17 protein-coding genes are annotated in these 20,521 nt (G+C 34.1%); 5 read left to right on the top strand and 12 right to left on the bottom strand.

Translation table 11 applies throughout. From position 1 onward, the window contains the following. Window positions 1-7 precede the first annotated feature (7 nt). The 8 genes from E0Z07_RS00210 to E0Z07_RS00175 all read right to left on the bottom strand — a co-directional run bounded on the left by E0Z07_RS00210 (window position 8) and on the right by E0Z07_RS00175 (window position 6,944). Window positions 8-481: a hypothetical protein gene (locus E0Z07_RS00210; RefSeq protein ID WP_131540121.1), complete on the bottom strand. Its 474-nt coding sequence runs from the start codon at window positions 479-481 to the stop codon at window positions 8-10. 3 nt (window positions 482-484) lie between these two features. Then, entirely contained in the window at window positions 485-1,399 is a 915-nt protein-coding gene (locus tag E0Z07_RS00205; RefSeq protein WP_131540120.1) for a relaxase/mobilization nuclease domain-containing protein, read from the bottom strand. 2 nt (window positions 1,400-1,401) lie between these two features. Next, a complete protein-coding gene (locus E0Z07_RS00200) occupies window positions 1,402-1,701 on the bottom strand; it encodes a plasmid mobilization protein (protein WP_131540119.1) in 300 nt (99 codons plus the stop codon). 95 nt (window positions 1,702-1,796) lie between these two features. Further along, window positions 1,797-2,750 (bottom strand): toprim domain-containing protein, encoded by a 954-nt coding sequence (locus E0Z07_RS00195; RefSeq protein WP_131540118.1) that lies wholly within the window; start codon window positions 2,748-2,750, stop codon window positions 1,797-1,799. Window positions 2,751-2,969: 219 nt separating this feature from the next. Then, window positions 2,970-4,205, bottom strand: a complete 1,236-nt coding sequence (locus E0Z07_RS00190) for a primase-helicase family protein (RefSeq protein ID WP_006260873.1) — start codon at window positions 4,203-4,205, stop codon at window positions 2,970-2,972. Between the two features lie 96 nt (window positions 4,206-4,301). Then, window positions 4,302-4,601: a DUF3853 family protein gene (locus E0Z07_RS00185; RefSeq protein WP_131540117.1), complete on the bottom strand. Its 300-nt coding sequence runs from the start codon at window positions 4,599-4,601 to the stop codon at window positions 4,302-4,304. Window positions 4,602-4,776: 175 nt separating this feature from the next. Next, complete coding sequence (locus E0Z07_RS00180) at window positions 4,777-5,676, bottom strand: hypothetical protein (protein WP_131540116.1); 900 nt, start codon at window positions 5,674-5,676, stop codon at window positions 4,777-4,779. Then, on the bottom strand, window positions 5,673-6,944 hold the full coding sequence (locus E0Z07_RS00175; protein ID WP_131540115.1) for a site-specific integrase: 1,272 nt from the start codon (window positions 6,942-6,944) through the stop codon (window positions 5,673-5,675). Before E0Z07_RS00175 ends, E0Z07_RS00180 begins: the two co-directional genes overlap by 4 nt. Before the next feature lie 512 nt (window positions 6,945-7,456). Between E0Z07_RS00175 and E0Z07_RS00170 the strand changes: the two genes are divergently transcribed. After that, on the top strand, window positions 7,457-8,524 hold the full coding sequence (locus tag E0Z07_RS00170; RefSeq protein WP_006258620.1) for a 2,3-butanediol dehydrogenase: 1,068 nt from the start codon (window positions 7,457-7,459) through the stop codon (window positions 8,522-8,524). A gap of 400 nt (window positions 8,525-8,924) precedes the next feature. Here the strand turns inward: E0Z07_RS00170 and E0Z07_RS00165 are convergent, their stop codons facing one another. Beyond that, window positions 8,925-9,920: an IS110 family RNA-guided transposase gene (locus E0Z07_RS00165; RefSeq protein ID WP_006258619.1), complete on the bottom strand. Its 996-nt coding sequence runs from the start codon at window positions 9,918-9,920 to the stop codon at window positions 8,925-8,927. 244 nt (window positions 9,921-10,164) lie between these two features. Next, window positions 10,165-10,932: an XRE family transcriptional regulator gene (locus E0Z07_RS00160; protein ID WP_006258618.1), complete on the bottom strand. Its 768-nt coding sequence runs from the start codon at window positions 10,930-10,932 to the stop codon at window positions 10,165-10,167. Between the two features lie 84 nt (window positions 10,933-11,016). Between E0Z07_RS00160 and dinB the strand changes: the two genes are divergently transcribed. After that, window positions 11,017-12,174 (top strand): DNA polymerase IV, encoded by a 1,158-nt coding sequence (dinB, locus tag E0Z07_RS00155; RefSeq protein ID WP_437440461.1) that lies wholly within the window; start codon window positions 11,017-11,019, stop codon window positions 12,172-12,174. A 590-nt stretch (window positions 12,175-12,764) separates the two neighbouring features. After that, window positions 12,765-15,821, top strand: a complete 3,057-nt coding sequence (locus E0Z07_RS00150; protein ID WP_006258616.1) for a DNA polymerase III subunit alpha — start codon at window positions 12,765-12,767, stop codon at window positions 15,819-15,821. A gap of 55 nt (window positions 15,822-15,876) precedes the next feature. On the opposite strand, the gene E0Z07_RS00145 is transcribed toward E0Z07_RS00150, so the two are convergent. Together E0Z07_RS00145 and E0Z07_RS00140 are read right to left on the bottom strand one after the other, a co-directional pair. Continuing rightward, entirely contained in the window at window positions 15,877-17,187 is a 1,311-nt protein-coding gene (locus tag E0Z07_RS00145; RefSeq protein ID WP_006258615.1) for a DEAD/DEAH box helicase, read from the bottom strand. A gap of 136 nt (window positions 17,188-17,323) precedes the next feature. Further along, window positions 17,324-17,881 (bottom strand): hypothetical protein, encoded by a 558-nt coding sequence (locus E0Z07_RS00140; protein WP_006258614.1) that lies wholly within the window; start codon window positions 17,879-17,881, stop codon window positions 17,324-17,326. Window positions 17,882-18,668: 787 nt separating this feature from the next. Between E0Z07_RS00140 and lgt the strand changes: the two genes are divergently transcribed. Further along, window positions 18,669-19,529, top strand: coding sequence for a prolipoprotein diacylglyceryl transferase (gene lgt / locus E0Z07_RS00135; protein ID WP_006258613.1), 861 nt, complete (start codon window positions 18,669-18,671; stop codon window positions 19,527-19,529). A 24-nt stretch (window positions 19,530-19,553) separates the two neighbouring features. Beyond that, window positions 19,554-20,282, top strand: coding sequence for a GNAT family N-acetyltransferase (locus E0Z07_RS00130; protein WP_006258612.1), 729 nt, complete (start codon window positions 19,554-19,556; stop codon window positions 20,280-20,282). Window positions 20,283-20,521 lie beyond the last annotated feature (239 nt).

The raw sequence follows: 20,521 nt of genomic DNA, 5'->3' as shown, positions 1-20,521 counted from the left end.
ACTTTGATTAGCATTTTATTCTTTTTTTCCATTCTTTGAAAGATTTAGCTGTCTTTGGATTTTCATTTAAAAACTGATTTACTCTTTCAATTTCATTTGTTAGACGTTCATACAGAGATTTATCAATAGTATTCTTAACAGCTACATACATAGAAAACCCTGTTGTTAAAAGTAGAAAAATATTCAATACAATCAAATACAACAACCTTTTAGAGCTAACAACTTTATGAACCTTTAAAAGCTCTTCATTGTTTTTTGTTATCTCTCGATGAAACTCATTAAAGTCATTCTGTAAACGTTTACGTTGTTCTTTTTCTATCTGTCGAAGTTCAGTAACATTTACTGTTACTTTGATATTGCTCAATTCTTCGATTGTTTCTAAATGCGCTTTTTCACTTTGCTTTATCGTGCGCTCTAACTGTATGATTTGCAGAAGTAATATTTCGGTAATATCAGTAAGTTTAGGTTGATTCTTTGCCATAATTTATCTTTTTAATGTTCTTCGTTTGCGTTTTTTTTGTTCATCATCTTCATTATTACCGCCAAACTGTAAAGCAGATAGCATACTAAATAAAACAGATACATCTATTTTCCAATTCTGTATTTGTGGTTCGGATAGTTCTTGATTAGTAAGTAGTTTATTTACTTCATCCTTAGGCTCTGCACTTAGTGTATTTTTAAACAAATCATTTAATTTCATATTTCGGTCAACTTCACTTGCTTTTAGGTTTGTACTTGTTGGTAAATGAATAAAGCGATATCCTTGAATATTTCCCCTTTTATTAATTGTTGGTTTAACTTCAATCTCTTTTTCTAGCATTAAGCGAATGTACTCTTGTAAATCTTTCGGCTTCTGCCTTAAAACTTCTTTATGAGCTGTTTTAATAGCATTTTTAGCTATTAAATTGATATTGTTGACTCTTTGCTTCTTGTTTTCATTTTCTTGTCTTATAGAAGTCCATCCAAATTTAAGTGCTATTTCGTGAGCTACTCTTTGAGCTTCAAAACCAATGTAATTATCCTTTAGAGCTTTTCCGTTTTCATCAATGCGATTGGCGATGATATGAATGTGCTTGTGCTCTTTTTCTGTATGAACAAAAGCAATGTATTGAGCTTTGGTAGGATCAATTTTTAAACCAAGTAAAAACTCAACAGCTAATGTTCGTAAATCTCTATCATTCATCTTTTGACTATCTGCAATGGTTGGAGATATAACAGCGGATATTGTATTGTTTTTACATCTACTGTTTTGATTTTGTAATATCTGCATCGCTTGAAACATATCTTTCGGAGTCTCCCCCGAAAGATTATTTCTCAGTAGTTCATATCCTTTTTTGGAATCAATCACGTAATTAAACAGTGCTGTACCACCAATACAAGATTTTGCTTTAGCTATCATAATTACAGTAGTTTTTGTAAGTGAGTCCGAATTAGATTAGCTGTTTCAATAGTATGCTGTTTAACTCCTGTTGTATCACCAAGCTTAAAAAGGTTGCTTATTCGCCTAAAATTATCAGCGTATTTGTTGAGTAATTTGTAAACTTCAACTTCATCAGGATTTAATTTATAAGATAAAGAATAGTCGAGTGCGGTGTTTCGGATGTATTCTGAAACGCTACAACCTACTTTTTCTGCTTTGTTTTTTATGATTAGAGCCTCTGTAAGAGTTACTCTAAATTCTATCTTCTTTGTTTTTTTCATCGTCTTACCCATTTTGCGACCTTCGGGAGAAAAACGAGTGGTCTTTGGTTGTCAAATTTCCAATTTGTAAGGACAAAGACACATCTCGATAATTCTCACGTCAAATCATTGCGGTTAATAGTTAGTAAATAATCATTCAAGTCTTTGTGATTCTCGTACAGTTTTCGTCCATCAATAACGTTTGTATAGGTCTGAACTACCTTTTGAAATGCACTTTCTCCAGCTTTATCATTGTCGAAACAACAAATAATACGTTCATACTTTAATTCTTTGTACAAAGTATTATTGATACTTTTATCCATTTGTACATTGATACATTTATACAATTCCCCATTTGTACATTTGTACAAATAATTATTTGGTGTTTTAATTATTGTATTATTCAGCATTGATACAGAATTAAGAATCAAAAAATCATATTGCTTTTCTGCATTTGGATAAAGGGTTAAAAAGCTGATGTAATCACTCCAAGATTCAAACAAGACAATATGTTTACTTTTGTTGTCAAAGTAGGTTACTGCCTTTTTTCCAAGACACATTTTTATATAAACGTTTCTTAGCTCGAAACCATTTATGGTGGTATTGGGAAAACCAACAGCGTAATATGATTTGTTGTTTAGAGTATAGTGTACTTCCTTACAATAAGTTTGAGCCATTTTAAGGCTAAGATTACGCTCTCTTATATATTGTACCAAGTTTGGATGTGTTAATGGCTTAATCGCTTGAATTGTATATGTTGGTTCTTGAATAATGTTAGAACTCACAATAATTGGCTGATGAAAAGAAAAAGAATCGTTTTTGAGCAATTCTAAAGCTGATTTAATATCGCAATTATTGTACTTTATCACGAAATCAAGTGTTGTTCCACCAAATCCCTCCGCGTGGTCATAAAACACATTTTTAGCAATATTCACTTTAAATGATGCTGTTTTTTCAGTTCTAAAAGGACTGAGATACCACCAATCAATTCTCGTTGTTTTAGTTGGGGTATAACCTAACTTTTTAAGTAAGTCTGTTAGGCTAATTTGTTTAGCTAATTCACAATTCATACGTTTTGAAATAGTCGGGTTAAAAATCTGTTTTTTTTTGATGCAATGATGCAGAAAGGTGTTAATCAATTGTATTTCAATAAAATACTCTGCATCACTCTTGCATCACTGCATCAAACTCATTTTGTTTCTTGCATCACTCTTGCATCAAACTTGACGTGTTTTTAGTTTGATGCAAACTTTGATGCAGTATAACTTGTTAGTAAACAATAGTTTAATCTATTCTTGCATCATTGCATCAAATATTTTATAGAATAAATCTTTTTTAATGATGTAGTAACGTCCTCTACGTTCTATTTTAACAAATTCTCCGTGAGATAAAAGCTCTATTCCTTGATAAGATTTTGTGTTGTTTTGTGGTTCAAAATCCCATTTCTTTAAAATCTTTCTTATTTCACTAGCAGATATTATTAGTTTTGGGTTTGTCTTGCGTAATAACAAGAGTAAATCATTGGGAGCTACGCAAATTTCATCCTCGGCAACCTTTTCAAAGCACAGGTTTAAAAGTTCTAAAAGTGAAATCTCTATTTTGTTTTTACTAATTAGTTTTAAAAGGGAAGCTGTAAGTATCTGTTTAGGTGTAAACCACATTCGGGTTTGTTGCGTGGTGTAATAAGGTCGTAGAAGTAAGTATTTGATGAAATAAGGAACTTCACTTGTTAGCTTCTTGATAAAGTGAACGTCTTCTGATTCAATAGGTTTAATCTTTCGAATCCAAAAACGTATTTCTTCTTCGTCTATTTGAATGAAATCATCCTCATTGTTAGAGCAAAGAATAAACTTGGCGAAAAACTCTATTTCCTGTCTGTCTTTTCCCTTTGCTTCAACTTTGTCTTTGTCAGTAGTAGAAAGGTACTTTAAACGCTCTGTAATCTCTTTCTTATCAAAGAATACTTCATCTATGGCAACTAATAACATACTTGCCCAATCAGCGTTAAATTGAGAACCAAAAGAATCTCCTTTGATATAAGTCATATTGAGCCCAAAAATATTTTTAAGCCATTTGATAAAAGAGCTTTTTCCTGTCGCACGTTCTTTACTAACAAGGCACAATATTGGTAAGGTTTGCGTTGGCTTCTCATACAATAGCTTTAGATAGTCTAAACCATATTCGTATTGTTCACTTCCGAATATGTGCTTTACAAAGTGTAGTGAGTTTGGAATCAATTGTTCTAATTCATTTAAGTTAAAATCTTCTTCTATTGGTTTCATATTTAATTCATTATAGGTATTAAAAAAGTTTTCTACGATTGGTTGATAGTTAAGATGGTCTGGAATACAGCAAAAGCCATCTAATTTTAAGACGTTTTCTAAGTAGGACTTTCCGTGATCTGATACAATCGTTTCACGAGTCCAACGCACCATTACTTTAACTTTATCGCCTGATATCAAAGGTTTTTCGATGATTTTAAAGTAAGCAGTTCCTACTCGGATATAGGGTATATCTAAGCTCATATTTACTTATTTTTTAATAATCCTTATCTTTACACGATAAGAATTGAGTTATACTTTAATTGGATATTAAGGGGCGATTTGCGGAGGTTGTCCCTTTTATTTTTTAGCGAATAGTTCTAATGCCAAGTCAGCATCGACTATGATTTTTCTACCTCTTTGGATAATCGCTTTTTTGATGTGACCTTCTTTCTTGATTTTATTAGCAGTGGTAATACTGCACCCAAGTAGGTCTGCTATACCACGTATTCCGTAAACATAACGCTTTGTAGATTGTTGCGTTTCTTGTGGAGTATTGAGCTGTTGGAACTCCTTTATAGATACTGTTTGTAATAACTGTAATAGTTCTTCTCCTGTCATTTGCCAAACTGGCTTTTCTTTTAATTCACTTATATACATAGTTTTAGTTTTTAAATTATACGATTTTGTGATGTTCGAACAATTCAAAACTACGAAGAGGGTAAGGTGGAGAGGAGGTGGAAATACACACTTTATTGCACAAAAAAACCACTTTAGTAAAATTCTAAAGTGGTTCAAAGGTGGATTTATAAATTTTAAAGGCTTTTATAGTACTTTATTGTTTAAAAGCTGAATCAATGAGATTGCGATACTCTTTTAATGTATCATTGGCATTGCTACCTGTTATGTGTTTATACTTAGAGTCATAAGTTGCTTTCTTAATCTTAAATTCTTTTAATATTTGAGCAAACCACTTTTTCTTTAAACTTTTGTTTTCTATGTTATTATGTAAGCAATGAATTACATAAAAGAAAGTGTATAGAAAATCCTCTTTGATTTTTATTTTATTCACTGTATGTAAGATATTTATCTCTCTATAAAAATCATATTCTGATATATCTTCAATAAATTGATTGTTTACAATACTATGTAGTTTACTAATAAGTCTCATTGAAAATATAGGCTTGTCATTAATAAAAAGATAATCATTGTCATACATTTCATAGTCCTTAAAATTTGATTTCACATCTTTTAAAAGCCTTTTACTATGATTATATATCTCTTGGTGGTAGTCGTAGTTTAAAAAACCTATCTCTTTGTAAAAACTTGACTCAAAGTAGGTTTTACGTTCAGGCAATTCCGTTTCTCTATACAATTCCATTGTTAAATCATTATCTGACAAACTATTTTTATTTCTTTCTCGGTATTTCTTTAACCGAAGTCCATCTCTATCAAGATTAGTGAAGAAATCAGAATTTTTTTCATACAACTTAATTATTGTCTCCAAATTTTCTCTAACAATAGATAAAATTTCTTTTCTTTCTTGTGTGTCTTTTGCAGAATCTATTCGGTCTTTAAAATCAAACATTAAGATATTAATCATATATTGTCTATAAATATCTTGGGAATCGAAATTAAACGAATTTCCTGATGTGTTTAATTCTTTTTCCCACATCACTATTGTGTTATCAGTCATAAATCTTGTTAATTCTAATTGGGCATCTACTGTATTCATATCATATCAAATTTAGTCATTGCATTCGCTTTAATCGTATCAGCTACATCAATATAAGGTTTCATTGATTTGTAGTCTGAATGTCCTGTCCATTTCATTACAACCTGTACAGGTATCCCTAACGATAAAGCTGTACATATAAATGTTCTTCGCCCTACGTGAGTGCTTAAATGTTCGTATTTAGGTTTTACTTCATCTATTCTTTCATTGCCTACATAATACGTTTCTCGGATTGGTTCGTTAACTTCAGCTAACTCTCCAAGTTCTTTTATATAGTCATTCATCTTTTGATTAGAAATGACAGGTAGCGCCTTTCCTTTTTCAAAAGGTACATCTTTGTACTTCTCTAATATTGCTCTACTATGTTTGTTTAATTCAACTCTCAGCATATCATTTGTCTTTTTGGTAACAAACTCAATCGCATCATTTTTAATGTCGTGTCTTGTTAGGTTAAAAGCATCTGAATAGCGAAGTCCTGTGTAACAACAGAAAAGTAATACATCACGCACACGTTCTAAGTACGACTTTGTGCCTAAATCCGTTGATTTAATCTGTTCGATTTCCTCTTGAGTTAAAAAGATTATCTTTTTAGAGGTTTCTTTTAACTTTGGTTTAAACTCTTCAAAATTATAGGTAATTGTATAATTGTTGTTTTTACACCACTTCAAAAACCACTTTACAAAACTAATCTGCTTTTCGATGGTACTGTTACGCATCTGTTTTTCAATGCGTAGAAATGAAACGTAGTCTAATAACGTCTTTTCGTTAATATCAGTAAACTGAAAGTTGCTTTTGAAAGAAAAAAGATGTGAGCGAACAGTATTAAACTTAGTGTAAGTAGCAGTTGTCCAATCGTTGCGTTTTCCGCTGTTTTTGACAAACTCATCAAAAGCCGTAAACAAGTTCTTTTCTGTCGCTGATATGGTTTGTTTATCTGAGTAGCGTTTTATTTCATCTTTAAAGAGTTCAAAAGAAGGTACTTCATTCTTCAATTCATACTCTTTAAAGATTCTATCAATTGTAGTAGATAGCTCCTGTATTGCTGTATTGATTTCGGAAGAGCTTTGTTTTAGCTTATTGGTACACCCATTGCGTACCTTTTCTTTTGCTTCATCCCATTTAGAAGCATCAATGCGGTAGCCTGTAAAGAGTTCTACACGGCCACCATTATATACCACTCTTGCACGAATTGGAACGTTCTCTGTGATTAATACACCATCTTTCTTTCTCTTTTCAATAGCAATAGTTATCTTTCTTTTTATAGTCATAGTTATTTGTAATAGCACCCAAATATACACCCAATTTTGATACTATCATATAGTATTTTAAGGTATTTAATCGACTTAATAAAAACATAACTGTCAATAAATCAAAATAATAGTATTTTATCACACTCTATTTATATATAGGTTATATTCCCTCTTTCTCCGCTGAAAAGCCCGATAACACTCGTTATCGGGCTTTTTTTATGCCCTTGAGCACCTAGTTTGCACCTTTCTTTAAAAAGTTCGTAAAAGCAATTATTCTAATCTCAATCTAACCTTATTTCAATAATCGTTTTCTTATAAAAACACTCCTCTCTTTTACGTTAAAATTTAAACATAGATACTTAACAAACTACATTATCTCTTTCATTTTAGAAGTTATCATTCTAAAACACTTGCAGTCTTAAAATGATAACACAATATTGATTAATAATTAACAACCAAAGCTTCGCGGGAAACGAATATTCTCTAGTTTTCTCAGTATATTTGAGTGAAACATAAAAAAGAATATTATTATGAGCACAATGAAAGCAGCACGCTGGTATGCAGCCAAAGATATTAGAGTAGAACAAACAGAAATCCCTACTCCAGCTAAAGGACAGGTAAAAGTAGCAGTTCAATATGCTGGTATCTGTGGATCAGACTTACACGAATATGTACACGGGCCTCAATTAATTCCATTAGACAAACCTTATCCATTAAATGGTCATCAGGGTGTAACTACTTTAGGACATGAGTTCTCAGGTATCGTTGAAGAATTAGGTGAAGGTGTAAAAAATATTAAAGTAGGGGATCGTGTAGTAATTGAGCCTATCTATAAAAACTTCGATAGTCCATTCGTAGCTTCTGGAGAATACAACTTAGGAGAACACTTAGGTTTCATCGGATTAGCAGGTAATGGAGGATTTGCAAAATACGTAGTGGTTGAAGATTATATGATTCACAAAATTCCTGATACGATGTCTTTTGAACAAGGTGCTTTAGTAGAGCCTGCTGCAGTAGCTGTATACTCAGTACTACAGAGTGGTCTAAAAGTAGGACAGACAGTATTAGTATCTGGTGCAGGACCTATCGGGTTACTATGTGCTCAAGCAGCTTTAGCAGCTGGTGCGTCTACTGTGATCGTTACAGATGTAGCAGAGAAACGCTTAGAGAAAGCAAAAGAAATCGGAGCTACTCATGTATTCAATGCTATGGAAGCTGATCTTCCTGCTAAGATTAAAGCCTTGACTGGTGGTCTAGGAGTTAATGTATTCTTAGATTGTGCTGGAGTACAAGCTTCTTATAATACAGGTATTGCTTCTACTCGTAATGGAGGTACTGCTGTATTAGTTGCTTTATTCGGAAAACCAGTTCAACACGATGCTTTAGATCAAGTATTAAGAGAGATCACTGTAAAAGGGGTTATCGCTTATAGAAATATCTTCCCTGAAGTAATTAACTTAATCGACTCTGGTCGTATGGAGGTAGAAAAATTAGTGACAAATAAAATTGGTTTAGACGAGATTGTAACAAATGGTTTTGAAGCCTTAGTAAGCAATCCAGAACAAGTTAAAATCCTTATTGATATCAATAGAGCATAACTTTTAATTAGGAGTTATAAATTAGGAATTAGGAATGCTTTCCCTTCGGGAATTAGGATTCTATTAATAAATACAAAAGCCATTACTTAAAAACAAGTAATGGCTTTTTTGATGGGTTTAACACTTATGATTTTATCTGCCAGATATACATACCTATGCTGAAGTCATAAATTCCTAATTCTCAATTCCTAATTAATGAGTGTTGCAAGCAACATTTTTAATTCTTTTATTAATGCCTAAAAGGCAAGCCTCGTAATTCGATTACTATGATAAAAGCAAATCATTATTAATATATTTTACACCTTATTTTTGAGAATAACTCAATAAAACAAGGCATATCTAACCTGAGGATTATATCCGTATTATCCTCTATTTTTGTTTCTAATTCAATGTATGATGTTTATGCTACTTGTCGTACCTCATAAGCTTTTTTATTCCTAACACAAGAACATATACGCTGTACAAGCTTGTTTCTAACATTGTTTAAAACAAGCATCTTATGCTTACCTTCTCCAACTTTCCTCTCGTAATAAGCCCTTATCTCTGGGTCCCATCTAACAGCTGATAAAGCACAGAGATGTAAAAGTTTTTTAAGCTTTTTATTAGCCATAAAGTGTACTTTAGCTTTGCCTCTTACACTTTTACCTGAAGTATATTCAAAAGGGACAACACCACAATAAGATGCTAATTGTCGAGAGTCTTCAAATGATGTAAACGCATTGGTATAACATATTAAAAACATCGCTGTAATATCTCCAACACCTCTTACAGAAATCACACAATCAAATATCTCAGATACCTCTTGATTTTCTCTAATAAGAGTATTTAACTGTTCTTCAATCACCTTTATAGCGTTCTCTAAAGCCTTGATAATAGCCTTATCATTTTTAGACAAAACCTTGTACAGTTCATCATTAAACCCCTTAAATTCGTTGGTTCTTACTTCTATAGCTGTCTTATGAGCTATACTCATCTCTCGCTGTCCCAATAGAGCCTGAATCTTATTCAATACAGCCTTTGATGCTTTAAAGAGCTTCGCTTCTTCTTGATTTTTCTTAGCATACAATGCTATCCTTTTAGAATCTATCTTGTCATTCTTTCCTCTTTGTATTCCACTACTTCTTATAATTCTATAAGCCATTTCTACCCATAGATTACAATTCTTTGAAAGCAAAATATCTACTAAAATATTTTTATAAATACCTGTATGCTCCATACATATCAATGTTTCCTCTACACAACATCCTTCGCTTTTCATCCACTTCATAAATTGATCAACTCCCGTTTTAGTGTTTTCAAACTGATTGTGTTTACAAGAATTAGCATCTACATAAATAGCTACATCAAAATAATCTTTGGAAATATCTATTCCGATAAATTGTGTAAATTTGTCCATATGATAATTATTTAAGGCAACCTGTTACTAAAATATCATCTAAACCTTAATACTAGACCTCGACGTCTTAATTACTAGTCTGATACTCTTTAGTAAAATCAACAAAGTCCTACTCGAATTTTAGGGCGTTATCCTTGTAATTCGTCTGGTTCACTTTGTTGATTAGGTTGTTTTATTTATTCTCTACAATATTATCATATTCTCAGTTAGCAAATCTAAAGGTAATTCGTAATTTCTTAGTGGCTTATTTCACTTTCTTAATCACTTCTCCTAGCATATGTCTAATTTCTTGGAACATTGCCTTAGTATCTGGTTCTCCTAGGTCTTCTGGTTTAAACTCTTCTGTAGCGATACTACTCGCATATTCCCATATTTCTAATACATCATACGCTTTAATGCGATAAGGCTCGTAAAAGGTATTGTCTGAGTGTAGTTCTAACGTCTCATCATCTATGCGATATACACGTTTATAAACCACCCCTTCATTTGCTGTAATGATGATATATGTATGTCCGTTTCGGATATAATCTAGACGCTCGATATAACTACCGATGATAAAAGAACCTTCCTGATGTGGAGGCATAGAATCCCCTTCTATAGGAAAGGCTCTATACTTCCCTTCTTTTAGGAATGGAAGAGAGATCTGGTCTAGGTTCTGAATAAACTCTGGATCTGCATACCCTGTCAAATATCCTGCTCTCGCTTTATGAGGAATAATCTCAATAAAGTTATTGCCATGAGGATCTACCATAATAGGCAATAGAATACGGTTGTCCTCAAGCTTTAGTAAATCTTGCATGGGAACTTTGCGCAAATCAACAGAAATCATCAAGTCCACACTGACATGAAAGAAACGAGAAATACGCAATAATACTTCTAAAGGTGGCTCAGAGGCTCCTTCTTCATACTTTGAATAACGTGCACGAGTTATCATTAACTCATCTGCTACTTTCTGCTGAGACATGATCTTCTGAGCACGTAGATACCTTATATTATCTGATAAAAACGACATTTGCTATTATTTATAGCATCAAATATACGTATTATTGCTAATATAGATAGTAATTTCGTACAAGATTTTTTAATTATTTCTATTATGGAAAGGGCGATTGCACATTTAGATTTAGACACTTTCTTTGTGTCTTGTGAGCGTTTAGTAGATTCTTCTCTAAATGGGCTACCTATCATTATCGGTGGAGGAGATCGCGGAGTCGTCTCTAGTTGTTCATATGAAGCAAGGCAATTCGGGGTGAGGTCTGCCATGCCTATTCGTATGGCTACTCGTTTATGTCCACAAGCCATCGTCCGAAAAGGAGATATGCAGTTATACTCTAAGATGTCTCATCTCGTTACGGATATTATTACAGAGAAAGCTCCCGTTATGGAAAAGGCGAGTATAGATGAGTTTTACTTAGATCTAACAGGAATGGACAAATTCTTTGGATCAGCACTTTGGATCAAAGAATTGACGCAAACGATACAACACGAATCTGGATTACCCTTAAGTTATGCTTTATCTATTAATAAAACAGTCTCTAAAATAGGGACAGGAGAGGCTAAGCCTAAAGGAGCTCTCAATATTACAACACCTGAAGTACAGCCCTTCCTCAATCCACTGTCTATCCGCAAAATCCCTATGTTAGGAGAAGTTAGTTATACGCTACTCTCTCGCATTGGTATTCGGAATATACAGACGCTATCTGAAATGCCACATCAAATACTCCAAAAGTTATTGGGTAAAAATGGTATAGACTTATGGAAAAAAGCTAATGGCATTGACCTCACACCTGTAGAGCCCTATAGAGAGCGAAAGTCTATTTCGTCCGAACACACTTTTGACCAAGATACCATAGACATCCCTATGCTCAAATCTATCTTTACAGGTATGGTGGAGAAACTGGCTTATCAACTGCGTTCCGAAGAATGGCTTACTTCTATCATTACTGTGAAAATACGCTATACGAACTTTGATACAGAGACCAAACAAACTCGGATAGCTTATACATCAGCAGATCATACGCTTATTAAATTAGTCCATGAGTTATTTGATAAAGTATTCCAAAGAAGAATGCGTCTTCGCCTTATAGGTGTTCAGTTTAGTGGGCTGGTACGAGGAACATACCAAATGAACTTATTCGAAGATACAGAAGAGATGATGGCGCTCTATCAGGCAATGGATAAAATGAAGAAACGCTATGGTGTAGATGCTGTAGCAAGGTGTTCTGGGGCTTTCTTGAAAATGAAGAAAGAATGAGACCCTTCGGGGAATTAAAAATTAGGAATTAAGAATTAGGAATATTGCCTGCGGCATTCAGTATGCATATCATGTTCTATCGACACATAATCGTAGGGACGATTACATACTTCCGACAGCGTAGCCACAATGTATAACACGTCCTATCGGCACCCAACCGTAGGGACATATTACATACGTCTGACAACGTAATCACAATGTATATCACGTTCCATCGGCACACAACCGTAGGGACGTATTACATACGTCCGACAACGTAACCACAATGTATATCACGTCCTATCGACACCCAATCGTAGGGACGATTATTAAGAATTAGGAATTTTTGGCTAGGCTATGATGTACTTATGTGACGTGATAAACTGACAATTGATATGATAAACTAAACTATCTGATTTCACAAAACATCTAAGCAGTGTCTTCTTATCGTCTTGATTTATGGCGATATACAACATTGTATTTACGTTTTGGGGCGTATAGTAATCGCCTTTACTGTGTGTTGATGTAGTGTGGTATGCGCTGTGTGTATCATCTGTTGCCAAAGGCAGTGATTCCTAATTCCTAATTTAAATTCATAATTAAATAAAAACATGTTATTAAACTGTCATTCATATTATAGCTTGCGCTATGGGACTATTCCTATACAGCGTCTTGTAGAATTAGGTAAACAATATCATATTAGTACAATGGCGCTGACTGATATCAATAATCTAAGTGGTGTATATGAGTTTATTACAGCTTGTAAAGAGACCGCTATCAAACCAATAATAGGTACTGAAATCAGAACTGAGGATAAATTACACTATATTCTCATTGCTAAAAATGAAGAAGGCTTTAGTGAAATAGGTCAGTTCTTGACGGATATAAATGAAGAGATTATTACAGTATCTTCTACTGCTCCAGACTTTCAAAACTGTTTTGTGATTTATCCATTCTCAACTGTGGTTCCTACTCTAAAAGAGTGGGAATATATTGGAGTACAAAATAATCAACTTTCTCTACTCTATGCAGAGAAGTGGAGATCATTAATGGATAAGCTAGTTGTCCTGCATACAGTCAATCATTTGAATGAAGAAGAATATAAACTACACTGTATTCTACATGCAATAGATAAGAATACTCTACTCTCTAAATTAATAGAGAAAGACTGCGCTTCTCCTCAAGATAGTTTTAAATCTGAAGAACAAATCATAGCAGAGTTTAAGGATTATCCTGAGCTGATAGAGAACACTCAAAGACTAATGAGTGAGTGCAATTATTCTTTTTCTTTTAAAGTTCCTAGAAATAAAAAACACTATACTGAAGATAAGGTTAGTGACTTGAATTTATTACAACAACTAGCCTATGAAGGGATGGTCAAAATATATGGAGAAGATCATACTCTTGCCCAAGAAAGATTAGCTAAAGAACTCAGCGTAATAGATCAACTTAACTTTGAGGGGTATTTTCTGATTACCTGGGACATTATTCAGTATAGCAATAGTCAAGGCTATATGCATATCGGACGGGGTAGTGGTGCCAATAGTATAGTGGGCTATTGCCTAGGTATTACTAATGTATGTCCTTTAGAACTAGACTTGTACTTCGAGCGTTTTTTAAATCAGAATAGAAAGTCTCCTCCTGATTTTGATATTGATTGGTCTTGGAATCAACGGGATGATATCCTTCAATACATCTTTACGCGATATGGAAAAGAGCACGTGGCGTTCTGTGGTGCAGTATCTACTTTTAAATATCGTTCTATTATTAGAGAAATAGGAAAGGTGTACGGGCTATCTAAGAACGAATTAGACACACTAACGCGTAATCCTATAGAAGACCACGAAACGAACAGTATCGTGCTTCTAATCCATCAATACGGACAATTGTTAGAAGGTTTTCCTAATCAGCGTACAATGCATGCTTGTGGTATTTTGATTTCGGAGGATCCTATTACTCGCTATACCGCATTAGACTTTCCTCCTAAGGGATTTCCTGTGGTACAGTTTGATATGCATACTGCTGAAGATATTGGTTTTGATAAATTTGATATCCTTAGCCAACGAGGCATTGGGCATATAGATGAAGCTACTGAACTCATTCTTCAAAATCAAGGAATAGAAGTTGATATTCGAAATATTGCTTTATCTAAAGATGAAGAGCTGTGTAACCAACAGTTAAAAATAGGTAATACGATTGGCTGTTTTTATATAGAAAGTCCTGCTATGCGTGGATTATTAAGAAGGTTGCAATGTGATAATTACAAAATACTAGTAGCAGCTTCTTCTATTATACGCCCTGGGGTAGCACAGAGTGGGATGATGCAAGAATATATCTATCGCCATAACCACCCTAATCAATTTGAATACTTTCATCCTGTATTTAAAGAACAATTAGGCGAAACCTATGGCATCATGGTCTATCAAGAAGATGTGATCAAAATAGCGTTACACTACGGCGGACTACCTGCTGCTGATGGAGATATTCTGCGCAGGGCAATGAGTGGCAAAAGCCGTTCTCTAGCAGGGTTACAGGCTGTGAAAGACAGGTTCTTTGAGCATTGTGATCTTAAAGGACATCCTAGGGCACTTAGTGAAGAAATATACAGACAGATAGAGTCATTCGCAGGGTATTCTTTTTGTAAAGCACACTCTGCCTCTTATGCCATAGAAAGTTATCAAAGTCTATATCTTAAAACTTACTATCCATTAGAATTTATCACTGCGGTTATCAATAACGAAGGAGGGTTCTATCGCACAGAAGTTTATATACACGAAGCAGCGATGTCAGGTGCTCATGTATTGCCACCTTGTATTAATGCTAGTGAATTGCAGACTACTTTAATAGGTAAAGAGCTATTCTTAGGGTTAAAACTCATAGAAGGATTAAATATAGAGTTGCTTAAAGCTATTTTAAAAGAGAGAAAAGCCAATGGTAGATATGAATCTCTCTATGACTTTATACAACGTATTTCTATAGCGATGGACTCTTTACAGAAGTTAATATTCATCGGTGCTTTTCAATCCTTTGGCAAACAAAAGAATGAGTTATTGATTCAGGCAAAACTACTGTTGAGTAAAAAGGAGCCAACTCCTACACTTACTTTATTACAAGAACCTATACAGGAATACACTTTTCCGACCTTAACGCGCTCTGTATACGAAGACGCATTTGATGAGTTAGAGTTGTTGGGCTTTCCTATTTCTTGTATGCCTTTTGATTTATTAAAAACGAAGTTCAGAGGAGATGTAATGGTCTGTGATTTAATACACCATCATAAGAAAACAGTAAGAATGCTCGGTTACTTAATTGCTCGTAAGCACGTACCTACTTCTAAAGGGAGTATGTACTTCGGTACTTGGATAGATGCCAATGGACAGTATTTTGACACGGTACACTTCCCTGATAGCTTAGAGGAATATCCTTTCGTAGGAGGTGGTTGTTATTTGTTATTAGGAACGGTGGAGGTAGAATATCACTTTCCCAATGTACAGATTCTAAAAATGGCGAGATTGCCTTTTATGGCTGATCCTCGTTATCACTATGAGGATGAACACTATCAGACTACAGAGTCTAAGGTAAGAGAAGATGTGAGTCTTACTCATCGCCAGCCTTATCCTAAAGCTTCTGAAATCAATCTACCGCGTCATAGAATGAAGTTTAAATAAGAAAAGCCTTGATACAAGATATGTACCAAGGCTTTCATTGTATATATTAGCTAAATTAGTCTCTAGCTATCTCTATCTTTACTCTCTTATTTTTAAGTCTTGTATCTACTAGTGCAGTCAGTAGAGCCTTAACTTTCTTTGTATTCACTGCTACGAAAGCCTGTGTATCACGTACATCTATCATTCCTATATCTTCTTTAGTTAATCCTCCTGTCTTGATTAAATAGCCTACTATATCCCCTTTGTTGACTTTATCTTTTTTACCAGCACTGATATAGATTGTTTTAAAATCTGTTTTATTGTCGATAGTATAGCTTCCATCAAGGTCTTCTATCGGCATATCAGGGTTGATAAACTCGATATTCTCTTCTTTAGTAATCATCACATAGGCTTTACCTGATGCCTTCATACGTGCAGTACGTCCATTCCTATGAATAAAAGCATCTTCTTTCTGTGGTATCTGATAGTGAATCACATGACCAATCTCAGGGATATCAAGTCCTCTAGCTGCTAAGTCTGTTGCGATAAGAATATGTGCACTTTTATTTCTAAACTTCATGATAGCACGCTCCCTATCTTCTTGTAACATTCCTCCGTGAAAAGCACTATTCGCAACTCCTTTTTTAGTCAATGTTTCACTAATACGAGCTACGGCATCACGGTGATTACAGAAGATAAGAATAGTGTCCTTACCTATCTTACCAATAAGCTTAATCACAGTCTCTAACTTCTCTTCTGCAGTAGAAATAACCTGACTAAAAGTTAGGTCTGGCATTACCTCTGTTTTCTTTAAGAAGTGAATACGCTCAGGATCTACTATACCTGTAAACTCAGGAATCTTCTTTAAAGCAGTAGCAGATGTAAGCATTCTGAAAGAGATATTATCAAACGAATTGATAATATAATCCATATCAGTCTGGAAGCCCATCTCTAGAGCTTTATCAAACTCATCTACTACATAGCTAGTCACAGTCTCTGTGTTAAAAGAAAACTCTTCTACGTGAAAAGCCACTCGACCTGGTGTACCCACTAATACTGTTGGTGGTGTGCTAAAATTCTTTATTTCTGTTTTAGTAGAATGCCCTCCATAACAAGAGTTAATCTTAAAAGGTGTTCCCATCTTCTTAAATACAGTCTCTATCTGTAGAGCAAGTTCTCTAGTTGGTACTAGTATAACTGCCTGTACTCCTTTGATAGCAGGGTCTAATCGTTCTAACAAAGGCATTAAGAATGCAACTGTCTTACCTGATCCTGTAGGGGAAAGAAGGATAATATTTGGGTTCTTCTGAGCTGCACTAAATGCTTTGGTTTGCATTTCATTTAATGCCTCAATATTTAAGTTTTTAAGTATCTCTGCTTTATTCATGGAGCAAAGGTAGTTTTTCTAATTCACTTTATTATTCTCTAGTTATTTAATTTTATCTAATAAAAGTAGAAGCGTAATACTGTCAATAACTCTATAAGCGATATTAAAAAAAGAATAATTAAACTCTATTATAAAATTAATCTAAGTTTTCAAAATCGCTTAAAATCCCAAGTATTTCAGCATCATTTAAACTTGAATTTTCTATTCGATCGATTAGCTCTGGTTTAGAAGCAGTAGCCTCAAGAAGTTTTTTTCTTTTACTATTAAAAAGACCCATATTATATCTCTTATTATCTTGATCAACTAAATAATCAAAATATTGAATAGATCTATCCATCATATGTTGGCTAAGAAATTTATACCATTTTATTTTTTTTCCATCAAATACAAGGCGTTGCAAAACATCTCCACCATTTACATAAATTTTTTCCACTCCTTTTAAATCAATAAACTGTAATTTCTTTACATCACTAGCTTTTAATTTGACTGTTTTTTTCCCATTGCTATCTAAAAGAACTAATCTCCTATAAAAAGATGCTTCATCGATTAACTTTCTATCAAACAGATTTCTTTCTATCCTAAGTTGTGAATAAATAGTGTCATTATTATTTCTAATAATCATAACATCCACAGACTTCTGTCCAAAACAAAGTGTAGAAAATAGAACTAGCAATAAGCAAAAAATATTTCTCATAATAATCTTTAGATTACTTACATTATAATATCCAAATATATAGAAAAAAACAAGCTGGTTTTAAGATGGAAACATAAATATGAGTCCGAATAATAATAAAATGTTGTAATTATATAAGCAATAAAATAAAAAAAGTAATACAAATATTTGAATAATAGAATATTCAAATATCATGATTAAAAAAAGTACGTAAAAGACCTATTTCTTATCTGTCTTTATTCATAAACTAAGGCTAGTTTTGTATTGATTTGCTAGGAGATTGCTTGAGGGTTTCTTGCACCTTTCTTCGACAAAGACGCCTCCTGGGCAAGAAAAGCCCTAGAAATCTCCTAGGAATCTCCTAAGAAGTGCAAGCTAAGTATTTTGTTTCTTGTTTCGTATATTCATAATATCAGTCTAAGATAGTATCAAGATGGGCCTATGCATACAGTTTTTTTAATCGCAAGGAGGTCATAAAATAAGACGATATATTCTCATTAAATAAGTATAATATTCTTCTATCTTAGAAAGTATCATTGTATCATCTATAAAAGGTAATCTGAGATTATGGGATGATATCTACTCCTATGATGATAGTAGTAATGTGGCTGCAGTGCTATTATTCTCTTTTATTGGATGAGGATTCGCAGGGTGAGGAGGTTTTAAGTACCATAGATGTTCCCGTGTTAGCAGATGTATAAATGAGTACCCAAATAGTAAATCGCGCTAACAAAATAACAAAATATTATATCTCTAGGTTATTATAAATGCAGTACTTTGTACCCTTGTTAATAATTAAACTAAATAGATGAGTTTAGCTGCTGTGCTATGGGATGCCAATCCCGAAATGATTAAAATAGGTGCTGTACCTGTGCGTTATTATGGAGTTCTTTTTGCCTTGGGGATTATCCTAGGCTATAAGATTGTGAGTTATGTTTTTCAGAAAGAGCGCATTCCGCAGGCGTATTTAGACAAACTGTTATTATATATTATCGTAGGTACAGTATTAGGAGCTAGGTTAGGACACTGTTTATTTTATGAGTTTGATTACTATATGCAGCACCCCTTAGAGATTATTATCCCTTTCGCTAAGGTCGATGGAGTGTATGAGTATGTAGGGTTTATGGGGTTAGCTAGTCATGGAGGAGCTATCGGAGTACTGCTAGCGATCTATCTATACTGTCGTAAGTATAAGATAGGAGCATTTTGGATTTTGGATAGAATAGCCTTAGGAGTACCGATAGCAGGAGCATTTATTCGCTTTGGTAACTTTATGAATTCAGAGATCTATGGCAAGCCGACGAGTGGGAGTTGGGGAGTTATATTTGCTCATGATGATATGATTCCACGTCACCCTACTCAGCTATACGAAGCCTTTGGGTATATATTGACAGGAGTGATCTTGTGGTTTTTATACCGCAGTCAGAAGGTAAGGAATAATGGAGTGATCTTTTCTTATTTTTTAATTCTGATGTTCCTGACTAGATTTGTGTTAGAGTTCTTTAAAGAGAATCAGGTAGCCTTCGAACAAGATATGATGTTGAATATGGGGCAGTGGTTAAGTGTTCCGTTTATATTAATAGGAGTATTGATGTTAGTGTTTCAGGATAAGTTGAGAGGGATAAGTCATTATGACTCTCGTGCTCTGATAGGGACAACGATAAAGTAATAAGGTATAAGAAGTATATAGATCATGGGCGAATTTGTAGAAGAAGTACATACTTACTGGAGATCTCAGATGGTGCAGGGAAGTATTATTCATCTAGATGAGGTGTTTACATTAGTGTCTAATCCAGCCTTAGATGAGCTGTATAAAGTCATGATTTTAGAAATGACGAATAAGCATACCATGGCTGTAGTCACCCCAATGGTAGCAGAAGCATTAAAGCTAAGGGAATTAGAGGAGTACTCTATCCATACTCTTAGAGAGGCTATCTCTACCTGTAAGTTAGAATTGCACTCACCAGATTATATTTATTATCTATTAGATAATAGAGTCTCTCAGCTTAGTGATATCACAGAAGGGATAGTGATCAGAGCTTTGTCTATAGAAACGGATAAAGAGGCGTTTAGAAAGTTCGAATCTGTATGCTCAGAAGAAGATCTCGATGGAGCTTATGTTTCTTTAAAGCATTGGATCGTATATGGCGCCTTCGATGGAGATCGGCTAGTAGGCGCTGTGAGTGTGTATCCATGGGAAGAAACTAAGCTAGCAGATATAGGAGTGATAACGGATGATGCCTATAGAGGTAGGGGGATTGCGACACGTTTAGTTCAGGCTATTTGTCTAGAGGTGATTGATAGAGGGCATGTACCTCAGTATAGATGCCAGACAGATAATGATACTTCTATAGCTTTAGCTAAGGCAGTAGGTTTCACCCTATTCGGACAATGGGAAGCCATAGTCGCAGATGAAGAATAAGTAGATAATATACTAGGATAATAAGATTCCCTCAGTAGCATGTGTTACTGAGGGATTTTTTTTGTGGTATAGTGATTCGGATTAGTTGGCTTTCTAGTAGAGAGGAGTTATTTATTATTAGGAATATCTGGTATTTTATTGCATTAAAGCAATAGTTCTTTTTTGATTACTGAGATAATTTTTGGTTTTAAGGAGAATGTAGGCGTGTTTTTTTAGCGTAAAGGATTAAATGGTATTAA

This window comes from Myroides odoratimimus (genome assembly GCF_004337635.1).
GTDB classification, from domain to species: domain Bacteria; phylum Bacteroidota; class Bacteroidia; order Flavobacteriales; family Flavobacteriaceae; genus Flavobacterium; species Flavobacterium odoratimimum.
This window is presented reverse-complemented; position numbering and strand designations above follow the sequence as displayed.

Excerpts from the sequence above, each read along its gene's own strand:
- E0Z07_RS00200 (WP_131540119.1), bottom strand. The coding sequence starts at position 1,701 with ATGAAAAAAACAAAGAAGATAGAATTTAGAGTAACTCTTACAGAGGCT.
- E0Z07_RS00210 (WP_131540121.1), bottom strand. The coding sequence starts at position 481 with ATGGCAAAGAATCAACCTAAACTTACTGATATTACCGAAATATTACTT.
- E0Z07_RS00165 (WP_006258619.1), bottom strand. The coding sequence starts at position 9,920 with ATGGACAAATTTACACAATTTATCGGAATAGATATTTCCAAAGATTAT.
- E0Z07_RS00145 (WP_006258615.1), bottom strand. The coding sequence starts at position 17,187 with ATGAATAAAGCAGAGATACTTAAAAACTTAAATATTGAGGCATTAAAT.
- E0Z07_RS00130 (WP_006258612.1), top strand. The coding sequence starts at position 19,554 with ATGGGCGAATTTGTAGAAGAAGTACATACTTACTGGAGATCTCAGATG.
- E0Z07_RS00190 (WP_006260873.1), bottom strand. The coding sequence starts at position 4,205 with ATGAGCTTAGATATACCCTATATCCGAGTAGGAACTGCTTACTTTAAA.
- E0Z07_RS00160 (WP_006258618.1), bottom strand. The coding sequence starts at position 10,932 with ATGTCGTTTTTATCAGATAATATAAGGTATCTACGTGCTCAGAAGATC.
- lgt (WP_006258613.1), top strand. The coding sequence starts at position 18,669 with ATGAGTTTAGCTGCTGTGCTATGGGATGCCAATCCCGAAATGATTAAA.
- E0Z07_RS00170 (WP_006258620.1), top strand. The coding sequence starts at position 7,457 with ATGAGCACAATGAAAGCAGCACGCTGGTATGCAGCCAAAGATATTAGA.
- E0Z07_RS00175 (WP_131540115.1), bottom strand. The coding sequence starts at position 6,944 with ATGACTATAAAAAGAAAGATAACTATTGCTATTGAAAAGAGAAAGAAA.
- E0Z07_RS00185 (WP_131540117.1), bottom strand. The coding sequence starts at position 4,601 with ATGTATATAAGTGAATTAAAAGAAAAGCCAGTTTGGCAAATGACAGGA.
- dinB (WP_437440461.1), top strand. The coding sequence starts at position 11,017 with ATGGAAAGGGCGATTGCACATTTAGATTTAGACACTTTCTTTGTGTCT.
- E0Z07_RS00150 (WP_006258616.1), top strand. The coding sequence starts at position 12,765 with ATGTTATTAAACTGTCATTCATATTATAGCTTGCGCTATGGGACTATT.
- E0Z07_RS00140 (WP_006258614.1), bottom strand. The coding sequence starts at position 17,881 with ATGAGAAATATTTTTTGCTTATTGCTAGTTCTATTTTCTACACTTTGT.
- E0Z07_RS00205 (WP_131540120.1), bottom strand. The coding sequence starts at position 1,399 with ATGATAGCTAAAGCAAAATCTTGTATTGGTGGTACAGCACTGTTTAAT.
- E0Z07_RS00180 (WP_131540116.1), bottom strand. The coding sequence starts at position 5,676 with ATGAATACAGTAGATGCCCAATTAGAATTAACAAGATTTATGACTGAT.
- E0Z07_RS00195 (WP_131540118.1), bottom strand. The coding sequence starts at position 2,750 with ATGAATTGTGAATTAGCTAAACAAATTAGCCTAACAGACTTACTTAAA.